The organism is Stieleria magnilauensis (assembly GCA_007753675.1).
Classification (GTDB): domain Bacteria; phylum Planctomycetota; class Planctomycetia; order Pirellulales; family Pirellulaceae; genus Stieleria; species Stieleria magnilauensis.
In genome coordinates, this window is sequence record CP036432.1 from 8,151,012 (window position 1) to 8,162,714 (window position 11,703).

Annotated in this window: 6 protein-coding genes; 3 read left to right on the forward strand and 3 right to left on the reverse strand. The window is 58.7% G+C overall.

All coding sequences use genetic code 11. The annotated features are described in order from the left end of the window. Positions 1 to 6 precede the first annotated feature (6 nt). Together TBK1r_RS29395 and TBK1r_RS29400 are read right to left on the reverse strand one after the other, a co-directional pair. A complete protein-coding gene (locus TBK1r_RS29395) occupies positions 7 to 1,515 on the reverse strand; it encodes a hypothetical protein (protein ID WP_145218650.1) in 1,509 nt (502 codons plus the stop codon). Positions 1,516 to 1,775: 260 nt separating this feature from the next. After that, entirely contained in the window at positions 1,776 to 2,591 is an 816-nt protein-coding gene (locus TBK1r_RS29400) for a coiled-coil domain-containing protein (RefSeq protein ID WP_145218652.1), read from the reverse strand. Between the two features lie 348 nt (positions 2,592 to 2,939). On the opposite strand from TBK1r_RS29400, the gene TBK1r_RS29405 reads away from it, so the two are divergent. The 3 genes from TBK1r_RS29405 to TBK1r_RS29415 all read left to right on the forward strand — a co-directional run bounded on the left by TBK1r_RS29405 (position 2,940) and on the right by TBK1r_RS29415 (position 9,673). Further along, the gene (locus TBK1r_RS29405; RefSeq protein WP_145218654.1) at positions 2,940 to 6,056 is read left to right on the forward strand and encodes a CRTAC1 family protein; all 3,117 of its coding nucleotides are present in this window, start codon (positions 2,940 to 2,942) and stop codon (positions 6,054 to 6,056) included. 281 nt (positions 6,057 to 6,337) lie between these two features. Beyond that, complete coding sequence (locus TBK1r_RS29410) at positions 6,338 to 7,597, forward strand: DUF1559 domain-containing protein (protein WP_145218656.1); 1,260 nt, start codon at positions 6,338 to 6,340, stop codon at positions 7,595 to 7,597. Between the two features lie 366 nt (positions 7,598 to 7,963). Further along, positions 7,964 to 9,673 (forward strand): IS1182 family transposase, encoded by a 1,710-nt coding sequence (locus TBK1r_RS29415; protein ID WP_419580133.1) that lies wholly within the window; start codon positions 7,964 to 7,966, stop codon positions 9,671 to 9,673. A 749-nt stretch (positions 9,674 to 10,422) separates the two neighbouring features. Here TBK1r_RS29415 and TBK1r_RS29420 read toward each other — a convergent pair. Continuing rightward, positions 10,423 to 11,685, reverse strand: a complete 1,263-nt coding sequence (locus tag TBK1r_RS29420) for a multiheme c-type cytochrome (RefSeq protein WP_419580507.1) — start codon at positions 11,683 to 11,685, stop codon at positions 10,423 to 10,425. Positions 11,686 to 11,703 lie beyond the last annotated feature (18 nt).

Genomic DNA, 11,703 nt, shown 5'->3' on the forward strand with positions numbered 1-11,703 from the left:
GCGATCCTACGACAAATGGATTTGATTGAGTGTAAACCGCGTCTCGCCGAGCAAGACCGAGCGATCGGCCTCCAACTGGTGGACGTCGCCACCGGATCCGGCGTACTTGATCGCGTAACCGTCCGCAGCACGAAAAACGACGATCGGGCGTTCGCAAACGGAAATCGAAAAGTGTCCGCCCCGCGGGGAAAACAGCAATGAATCCGCCATCAGGGCCGCACAGCGAATCTCTCGCTTGGCCAGCCCCGCACCGGACAGCTGCAGCACCGCCGACCCGCTCGCCGGCACCGGCTTGCGAAACTTCAATCGACCGCGTCGCCCGAAACCGATCGAGTCGCCGTTTGCCAGCAGTCGCCGTTTCGTCGGCTGGTCATTGACACCAAATTCGGCTTCCGACTCGGCAAAATAGTCATCGCCCGCCCGGCGGATGAACAAGGCTGCCGAAGGGCCTTCGGTTTGCAGCGGCAGATCGTAGCGTTGGGATCGCGAGGAGGAACCGACCGAAATCCGATCGGCATCGAGCAACAAGACCGCCCCTAGCCCATCCACCCGCAATACCCAAGCCCCGAAACAGGTGTCCGACACCTTTTTGGGGGCTTGGGGGGTATGAGGGGCGGAGGTGGTGAGTGAGAGGCTGCCGTCGAGTAGTCCCAGTGGTCCCGATCGCACGTTGGCGGCGTGACGGGACAGTTCCGCGAGGGTCTGCCGCGTCTCGGAAATCCATCGCGTTGGGCCGACGACCTGGCCGACCAGGGCCAACTGATGATCGGCATCGGTGTACTTCCCCTGGCCAATCCGCTCCAACGCGGTGATGCATCGATTGAGACTGGTTCGAAGTTCATCCAAACGAGCATCGGTCGGTGCCAGCTGGAGTGCCTCGCGCAAACATGCGGCGGCGCGATCCAATCGACCGTTTTCCAAGTCGCCGACGACGCGTTGGGCAATTTGAGGAATCATCGCATTAAGCTTCTCGGCCACCAGATGATGGCGTCGGACATCGGCATCAAGCGACTGAAGGATCGCGATTGCGGTGCTCCAATCGTCTGAATCCATCGCCCGCTCGATCCGAGTGGCTGCATCGACCGCCAAATGGCGTTTGCGTTCGATTTCGGCGGCGAGCCTGGAATGGGATGGACCGGTCGGCAAAAGATTTTGTCCCAAAGTGAAGTGCCCCAACTGAGCTTGGATTTTAGCTGCTTGGGAGGAATCTTGCTCTGTGACGTCCCGCGAATGCTGCTCTGACTGCATTCGATTGATTTGCTCAGCCAAATCAGCGACTTGCTCGGTTCGCCCGGCCAGCATTTGTGCTTTGTCACAGTCGGCTCGTGCATCGCCGTAGCGTTGTTGCGCAAGATGCTGTTGTGCACGGCAGACCAGTTGGTCGATCAGCACGTCCGTGAGACGTTGTCCCTCGCGATGCTCTCGCTGTGGCGTCGCCACGAGTCCGTCAAACGCTTCCTCCAAACGCCCTGCAGCGATCACGGTTGCGATACGTTTGAGTTGAACTGGAAGCACGGTATGGGTGTCCCATGAAGGGAGAGGCGGACGGGAGGAACGAGCGGCTTTGGCTGGAGTTTTGTGGCGGGGGAATTGCTCAGCGATGACCAACGACCCTCCCCTTGCTTCGCTCGACCCTCCCGCACACGGGAGGGTTACTTCTTAACTTAGTGCCTATGTCCCTCGCTTCGCTCGACTCTCCCTGCCAGGGAGGGTGATACAAGCTGTTTTGGCACCAATGTCTGGCAGACCGGTGACGTCGATTCAGTCGGATCACGTCACTCGGTTTCAACGGTCACCATCGTTTTTGCGTCTTGGCCGTCGCCGAAGTACTCGTCGAACTCTGCCAGTACCTGATCTTCACTTTGATCCTGGTCGATCAGGTCGATGGCGAAGACGTCTTGTTCGTGATCCAAGACACGTTTGGCAACCGCCAGTCGCATTTCGATCTGCTGCAACAACTGATCGGCTTGGGACAGTTGGCTGCCGTCGACGTGGATACTGGATTCCAATTTGGACGCTTGAACCAATCGAGCTTGCGCGGCCAGCGACGCGACCTGCTGTTCCAATTCGGCTTTCCGGTGTCGCATCGAATCCAAGGACGCCAGCGCCGCGGCCAGCGATTCCTCGCGTTTTTCCAGCAGTCGTTCCTTGCTGGCCAGCGCGAGTTGTCCGGTTTTGTAACGGTCCAGCCGCCTGGAGAGTTGTTCGGTGATTTGGGAACGGGTCCAATTGCGGCCGCCGGCTTGGAAGGACACGGTTTGCGTCCGCAACTGTTCACGCAATTGGGAGAGCGTTGCCAGTTCGTTTTCCAGACGTTCTTCGGTTTCCGAAACATCTCGCTGAAGAGCCGCGATCTCGACTTCTTCCTGTGCGATGGTTCGCACTTGGGCCTGCAAATCGGGCAGGATGGCTTCGATCAGATCACGGGCGCGTCGCAGTTCGAATTCGACAGGCACGTGCTCGTTGACCGAATCGCGAACCGAACGGGCCGACGTGCGGACATAACTGAAAAAACCGGGCCCCAGCAACAGCACGCCGCCGATCAGGACCGCCAGGAATGCGGCGACGGAATATTTGACCGCTCGTAACATGACAACCAACCTTCAAAGAGGGAATGCGACCTGAAAATGACCGATTGCACGGTCCTCAACAGGGCAGTCGTTGGTTTGCGAAAAATGTGACAGAGAAATTGAAAAAGTTTTTTGCCGCCGCCGGTCGGCCCTCCGCTCACCACCGATTCCGGATCACGAAAACCAAGGATCGCGAGTCCGGTGCTGCCATCGTTTTGTAGCGATCTCGCAATCGGAGCGGATGTGTCGTTCAATTATCGATCCGGTACACTGCGGCACGTGACGCCCCGCTGACACGTGATCACCTCGCCGGACGCAACGACACTGCCGCGGCGGTGCATGTAGAAACTCGACCCCCGATTGCAAACGATGGCCTTTCTCAAGCGTATTCACCCAACCCCGCCGACGCGGAGCGGCCTGCGAGGGGCTCTGCTGTTGGGCTCCTTGCTGATGTTGCATGGGCTACCGGGATGTGGGTCGGCCGGTTCGGATGGGGCGAACGATGCTCGGTCGCCGGTCCGCCATGCGACCGACGACGCCCCGAGCGAGACTGGCGATGGCTCCGGCGGTCGACAACACGATGCGTCGCAAGCGTCGCTGTCTGATGGCGACGATGGTTTGGCCGCAGCCAAAGCGGCGTGGCGAGCGGGGGATCTGGATGTTGCGTTCAACTTGTTATCGAAGCAATTGATCAAAACGCCGGAGGATCCCGCGACGTTGCTGCTTGCCAGCCAAGTCGAACTCGCACGGGGCAACCGATCGACCGCGATCGAACTGGCCGAGGCCATTGATCCCAAGTCACCCGAGGCCGGCGAGGCGACGAAGTTCCTGGTGCAGCAGTCCATTGAAGCGAGCCGACCCGAAGACGCGATCGATCGGCTGATCAAGGCGTTGGACCAAAATCTCACGTCGCCCGACCAGACAGTCCAATGGCGGCATCAGCTTTGGGCACTACTCAATCGCACCGGACGTCGCCAAGAAGCATCCGCTCATGCGGATGTGCTCTGCCGATCCGGCCATTTCAACCGTGCGCTGTTGATTTCGTTGTTGCGTCGAAACGAATCCTATCCGATGGCGCTGAAGGACAAGGCGCCGCAAAGCGTTTTCTATCCGGGGTTGGGACTGGCACGCTGGCATTTTTCGCAAGGGGAATTCGAACAGGCCCTGGACCAATTACAGAACCCGGTTCCCGCAACCTTTTCGCCCGCAGCCAAATCGCTTGTCGGACGACTGTTGGCCGAGACTCAAGCAACCGAGGCGTTCGTCCAATGGTATTCCCGTTGCGATGACGCGACGATGCAGTTCAGTGATTATTGGGTGGCCTTGGGGATTTACTTCTATGATCAGCATCAATTCCAGGCGTCCGCCCGAGCATTGCTGGAAGGGATCGCGATTGATCCAACCGACGATGACGCCTGCCACCGATTGTCACGCGTTCTGGCGGCGTTGAATCGCGCGGAAGATGCCGCGGTGATGCGGGAGCACGCGATTCGCGTCGCGTTGCTAAGAGCCGTCGCCAAGCAACTCGCAGTGCAGCCGACCGATTCCGATCTGGTCGAGGCGCTGCCCGAAAAACTTCTGACACTCGGCAGGCCTTTCGAATCCATCGGTTGGGCGCTGCTGGACGTGTCGCGTTCCAACACCGCGAAACAAAACGCGTTGCTGCAACAGCGTGAGATGTTGCGCAACCAGCCTGATGTTTTACGGATGCCGACCGAGATCGCACTCGCGGAAATCGATCGCAACGAGTTTTCCATGTCCGAGGCGATCGACGCATTGGCTGCAGCGGCGTCCTCGTCGACCATCGCTGACCGACCGGATCTGGCGGGCGACAAACGGAATGAAACGCCGCAGGCCATTCCTGCTGCGGCGCCGGCCCCGACGCTGGAAAACGTTGCGGCGCAGGTCGGCATCGATTTCCAGTGGTATCACGCGGCCGAGATCGATCTGGCATCGATACCGCTGCACCAAATGATGGGCGGTGGGATCGCAGTGTGCGACTATGACCTGGACGGGGATCCGGACGTTTATTTCGGTCAAGGTTCCGGTGATCCGCCGAGTGGGCGGAGCACGCGTTCGAATCAGCTGTATCGAAACCTGGATGGGCATTTCACGAACGTGACGACGGATTCCGCCGTCGCAGATGAGCGGTATTCCACCGGCATTGCGGCTGGCGATGTCAACCAAGATGGCTTTCCCGACCTGTTTCTCGGTGCCTTGGGGGACAATCGGTTGTTGCTTAACTGTGGAGATGGAACGTTTCGCGATGCGACCGCGGCGCTCGGCACGTGCAGTCCCCAATTCACCAGCTCGGTCGCCATTGCTGATTTGACCGGCGATGCGATTCCGGAATTGTACGAATGTGTGTACGTGGAAATGGAAGGGGGTTTTCGGCTTCCCGAACGAGATCCCCAGGGACGCGAGCTGGTGCCGAATCCGAACGACTTTTTTGCCGAAGCAGATCGCTGGTATGCGGGACGTGGTGACGGTCGTTTTGAATTGAGAGAACTGGACCGCAGCCAGATCGAACCGGGGACGTCGTTGGGGTTGGTCATCACCGATATCGATTCCGACGGACAAAACGATGTGTTTGTCGCCAACGATGCACGGCCGAATCACTTGCTGGTCCATTTTGGCGAGCCGCCGGTCCGCGACGTCGCCGTACTGAAAGGACTTGCATTCGGTTTTCGAGGTTACAGCAATGCCTGCATGGGGATCGCCACCGGAGACTTCAATCGGGATGGGCGTTTTGACTTGGCAATCACCAATTACGCCGACGAACCGAACAACCACTTTCTGCAAGGCGACAGCGGAGTGTTCAGCGACTTTGCCACGCGATACCAGATCAATCAACCGAGCGAACCCTATGTCGGGTTTGGAATCAAAGCGATCGACCTTCATCGCAACGGTTGGCTCGATTTCTGCGTCACCAACGGACATGTGTTTGATCAGCGCGACCGCGGCAAGCAATTTCAGATGCCTCCGCAGGTGCTGGTCAATCAAGCGACGAAGTTTGTCGCCACTGACGTCACCGACTCTTCGGGATATTGGCAAGGCCGCTACGTCGGACGGTCACTGGCCAAGATTGACTTCGATGGAGATCACGATGTTGACTTCCTGGTCGGGCACCTGGACGCCCCGGTTGCACTGCTGGCCAACAAAACCGAGCGGATTGGAAACGGGATCCAACTGGAACTGGTCGGAACGCACTGCGAACGTGACGCGATCGGCACCCGCGTGGTCGTGACTGCGGCGGGGCAGACGTGGACGGACTGGGTGACGGCCGGAGATGGCTACTTTTGTTCTGACCAACCGGTGTTGGATTTCGGCATTGGCAGCGCCGAGCGGATTGATGCAATCGAAGTGCACTGGATCTCCGGACACCGTCAGGTGTATCGCGATCTCGCGATCAACCAACGACTTTTGCTCGTCGAAGGCTGTGACGATCGATGGGTGCGGGACAGCACAGTCCGTCCCGGTCATTGATCCGCCCGGCGACGCCCCAGCTCACCAGGACGGTGTTGGGACGAATTTGGTAATTCTTTTGGGGGGCTCGCATCGGTTTTCGGCTCGTTTTTTTTAGATTTTTTTGCGGGAAGTTGCCCAGATACACGTGCTTCGGTCTCAGCCTGCGCATACTGGCGACCGAGTTAGACGTCAGGTCAGGTTTGTCACAGTTTGTGTCAGCCCCATCGTTTGGCTTTAGGGGCGTCTGATTTATCAGTGTTTGTTCTTGGTGTTTTTACTTCTTGTTGAGTGAGGTGTACATGTTTTCTCGCAAAAGGGGCTCGCGGGGTTTTACCCTGGTTGAGCTGTTGGTGGTGATTGCCATCATCGGAATTTTAGTTGGATTATTGCTTCCCGCTGTTCAGGCAGCGCGTGAAGCGGCTCGTCGAATGAGTTGCAGTAACAATTTCAAGCAGCTTGGGATTGCGATGCACAATTACCATGCGGCGTTCAAGCAACTGCCGCTGCAAGGTGCCGGCACGGGGATTGGGTTGAATACCCCGAACTGGTGGCAGCAGGGCAATGACGCTAGTAAGCAGTGTCTCAGTGCTCTGGTCGGTTTGGCGCCGTTCTTCGAACAGCAAGGATTGTGGGACAACATCTCCAATCCCAGCACGCAGACGGTCACGGGGGCAGCTCCGCCCTCGAACACCAATTTGACCAACCCGCAACGGTGGCCCGCGATGGGGCCGAGCCCCCGGAACTTCTCGACGAGCCCAGGCTACGTTCCGTGGGCGACCGAGATTCCGATGCTGCGTTGCCCGAGTGATCCGGGTGTCGGCTTGCCCGCCTTGGGACGAACGAATTACGCACTCTGCATGGGTGATTCGCCAAGTCCTTGGCACAACAGTTTCAAGAACGGAAATCTGACGGATTCGGGATCATGGGCACACCGCGCGGCCCGGTCGGTCAATCGCGGGATGTTCATGAATCGTCGCGCGTCAAAGTTTCGTGATGTGCTCGATGGGTTGGCCAACACGATTGCCATGGGCGAAATTCGCACCGATTTGGGCGACCGTGACATCCGGTCGGCCGCTTCGTGGCGTGCACGGGGCAGTCAGGACGTCAACGACAACCCTTCGTTCTGCCGGGACGCGGATGAAATCGATCCCGACAAGCCGACCAAGTGGTGTAGCGGTGGCAATTGCACCAACCCACAGCAACTGGTCAGCGACAGCAACAGTTCTCGAGGCGCCAGTTGGGCCAATTTCCGCGCGATCATCACACAGACGTTTACGGTGCTGCCACCGAACAAAGAGGTCTGTGTCGGTCAGTGGATCGATGGCCCGGGCACTTGCCCGCCCAGTAGTAATCACCAGGGCGGTGCGCACGTGCTGATGGGTGACGGTGCGGTCGTCTTCATGACCGACTCGGTCGAAGCGGGCGATCCCCGTGCCGGCGGTGTGCGGTTGGGACAAACCGGTCCGCGTTCGCCGGGCGCGGAAAGCCCCTATGGTCTGTGGGGCGCCCTCGGCACCAAGGCCAGTGGGGAAACGATCGAAGAGCAATTGAACCAGTAAGCGGTTCGATTCAACCAAATGCTTCGATGCGACCTCGCCCACCGAAACGGTGGGCGAGGTTTTTTGATCCCGATTTCGTTTGGAAGGATCGATGCGCCTGAAATTGGTAAGCCCCAGGCTCGCGGGCTGTCGATTTAGTCGATGTTCTCAACTCAACGTGATGATCTAAGGATCGACGCGTCAGCGAGGGCCGCCGTGTGGCCCCTTGCTAACGCATGTGGGCTTAAATCGACAGGCCGCTAGCGGCCTGTCGGTTTAGTGTATCCACAAAACGAGGGGAGGTGGCTTAGTAGGCATCGTCACGATGTTTGCTATTCTTGGCGGATCGTCGTCGCGATTCACTTCTCACGCAGGGAGGCTTGCCCAGTGAGCCAGAGACAACCCAAGACCAGCTATTGGCAGGAAGCTCCTACACCACGCGGGCAACTGGTCCTCATTCCCACCGCCCTGGAGGAACTCATCCCTCAGGATCATCCCGTTCGCTTGGTCGACGAGATTCTCGATCAGATGGACTGGACTGATTGGGAGGCGGCCTACAACGGCGGATTCGGTCAGCCGCCGATCCATCCCAGCGTAATGGCAAAGATCCTGCTGTTTGCCATGATTCGGCGAATCCGATCCAGCCGGAACATTGAATACGAACTCAAGCATTCGATCGATTTTATCTGGCTTAGCAGCGGTCGCCGCATCGATCACAGCACGATCAGCGACTTCCGCCGAAACAATAGTGATGCAGTCAAAGGCATCTTCAAACAAATGGTCAAGCTGGCGATCAACCTGGGGATCGCCAATCTCTCGGAACTGTGCATCGACGGCACACGCATCCTGGCTGACGCCAACAAATACAAGACTTGGACGGCCAAACGATTAGCCAAAGCACTCGAAGAACTTGACGCGCAAATTGATGAGGCCCTGGAAACCTTCGAAGTCAACGACGCATGCGACGAAGATCTCATCGGCCAGGACGTTTCGGCGGACCGCCTCCCCGCCGCCGTCGCCAACTTGAAGTCACGCCGCTCACAACTGGCCGCTCATCTGGAGACGGTCAATGCGATGGACGAAGTCCGCAGGAAAAATGGGACGAAGGGCCCCGCCCAGTTACCCAAGACTGACACGGACAGTCGCATTCTTCCCAATAAGGAGGGTGGTTACGCAGCCAACTTTACTCCGATGGCGACGACCGAAACGCAGAGCGGCCTGATCGTTGCGGCGGACGTCTTGATCGGCAACGTCGAACACCACGAATTTGCCACCATCGTCGACTGTGTGGCCAACGACTTTGGAATTGACATTAAGCGAGTCATGGCTGACTCGGCTTACACGACGGGCAAAAACCTCACTGCGGCTGAGGAAAAACAGATCGAACTGATTGGCCCGCTTGCCGAAACCAATCGCGAGAACAACCCTGCCGAGCGTTCGGATTTGACTGAGCCCGTTGCCGCCGATCAGATTGATCAGTTGCCGGTTAATCCACAAACCAAACGATTTGACAAAGCAGCGTTTGTGTACGACGAAGCGAACGACTGCTATTACTGCCCGGCAGGCAAAGTGCTTTCACATCGGACGACCGAGAACACGACGCATGGCGACGGCTCTCCGGTGCAGCGAAAGGTTTACACCTGTTTTGAATGCGAGGGCTGCACGCTGGCTGGGCGTTGTCGCAAGAACGTGAAGCCAAAAGACGAGGCAAGCAGCAGCGAGGCATCGTCCCAGGAGTCCAGCGAAGCGACCTCGTCGGACAAGCGAGCGGGCAAGCGACGTGGTCGCAAGCCTGGCCCGCCACGTGGTCGCGAGACGATGCATGATGAGCATGAAGGAGCGCGACGTCGGCAGCGTGCGCGAATGGAAACGCCTGCAGCCAAAGAGGCTTACTCTCGTCGTCAGCATTTCGGTGAAACGCCTTTCGCCGTGATCAAGAGCACGCTTGATATGCGGCGATTCCTGCTTCGAGGTATCGCAGGTGTGAATCAAGAATGGCGCTGGGCGGCGACCGGATTCAATCTGAAGAAAATCATGAGTTACTTGGCGAAGCTGCGCGCCGCCGCGGCGACACAATCGCTCGGAACAGCAAACTAGGGGAGATAGGGGGCATTTCGAACGAAATCCGCCACAAGCGAACGCCACGATCCCGTCAACACGCTTACCAACGACTCTGGATGCCCCGCATAGCACCATAAAAGCCTCGTCCGGAACCAAAATCGAATCAACCGTCCCCAGGAACTAAATCGACAGGCCGCTAGCGCCGTTCCGCTAGCACCGTGAGCCGAATGTCGGCGGCATGACCCCGAAGGGTGTCAAAGCCAGTAGCCGGAGGTGAGCGCAGCGACACCTCCGGACATCCAATCCCCCACATGACACGACCCCGGAGGGTGTCGAAGCAAATCGCGCTCGAGCCCTCGGACCCGGCCTGCCGCCGCGATTGGATCGGCATCTCGATCGGAAACACGGACTACCCCGCCGCCGGCGGATTGATTCGCTGCGACCCCAGCCGGGGTCGAGGGGAATTTGCGACGGGCTCCCCGGAGGTGGCGCTGCGCTGACCTCCGGCTACTCGCTGCAATCCCTTCGGGATAGTGGATTCGCTGGCGCTCTCCATTGACACCCAACGAAGTGTTTCTTGTTAGCGGCAGGGCGCGAGCCCTCCGGTCTTTGAACGCTAAAACCGGACGGCTCGCGGGCTGTCGATTTGAACGATGTTCTGAAAACAGCGCGATGACCTTAGGCGCGACGCGTCAGCGAGGAGCGCCGTGTGGCCCCTTGCTAACGCATGCGGGCTTCAATCGACAGGCCGCTAGCGCGACGGCGTTGCACCCACGCCACTGCACTCAATCGCGGACGCGAATCCAGTGATCATGAAACTTGATGCCCTGCTTCTGGTCGATGGCCGGCATGTGGCAGTCGATGCAATCGGTCTGGGGGGACACCGGGCAGATGACGTGGCTCGACTGAGTCTGGTCGTGGCATTGGATGCAATTTTTGATCTGGCGACTCATCTCGTCGGGGCCATGGTGGCTGACGTGCGGGGAATGGCACGTCGTACATCGCAGGCTCTGTTCTGATTTCAAATAGCACTTGCTGCGTAACATGCCGACCGGTTGAAACCGAACCAACGTATCGGGATAGTCACGTAGTTCGAGTTTCGAGATGCTGCGAGGCAGACGGTGGCAATCACCACACAGCTGAAGCTCCGATTCTCGGTCCCAGGTTTCCATGCCGACCGAATACGGTGCCGGTTTGGGGGAAAGGCGAGCTGATCGGACATGTTCACTGCCCGGACCATGGCATTTCTCGCAGTCGACATTCGGGGTCAGATCCGCGATGTGTCCCTGCCGGATCGTCGCGGTGGTGGTGTGGCAGTAAACGCAACGTTCCAACACCTCGCCTTGCAACGGACTGCCGAATCGCTCCGCTGCCGAATCCGGTGTCTTTTCCTCGTGTCCCACGGTCAGTCCCAATCGATCGCCGGCATAACAGCTAACGCGATGCTCGATCGCTGTCGTCTCGCCGCCCGGTGTCGCCTGCAGCGTGAGAAACGTTTGGGCGTTGAATCCAGACCCCAACGCGTATTGCAACATCAGTGATGCCGGGGGCTCGGGGCCATCGAGTTTCGCGATCAGGTTTCCCTCCGCGTCACGCTGGTAGGAGTAAATGCCGTACTGCGGTCCCCCATCGAACGTTTCTCCGGCAAAAATTTGGGGCAGGTCGGTGTCGGCCACCTCGAAGAATGTCGAGGCATGACCATGGTGGGCATGGGCAGCGAAGTTTTCGCGATGACACTCCCCACACACCTTCCGCCCCACGTAGGTCAATCCAGTCGCGCCGGTCAACCCAGCTCCGTCGGTCAATCCAGCTTCGTCGGTCAATCCAGCTTCGGGCGTCACGTCGGCCGGCTCCGCACGTTCGCGTGGATCGGGGGCAACGCCGTCGGCGGATGATGGGGGGAAGACGACCGCACGAATCGGACGCTGCACCGATCCAGGATCTGAGAATGCTTCGTCCGACCGCTGCGACAGCTCACCGAAACTCGCGATTGTCAGGACCAGAACGAGGATCAGCGAGATCAAGACGAGGGGCTGGAAGCGGTTCAAGACGTGGCTCCGGAATGG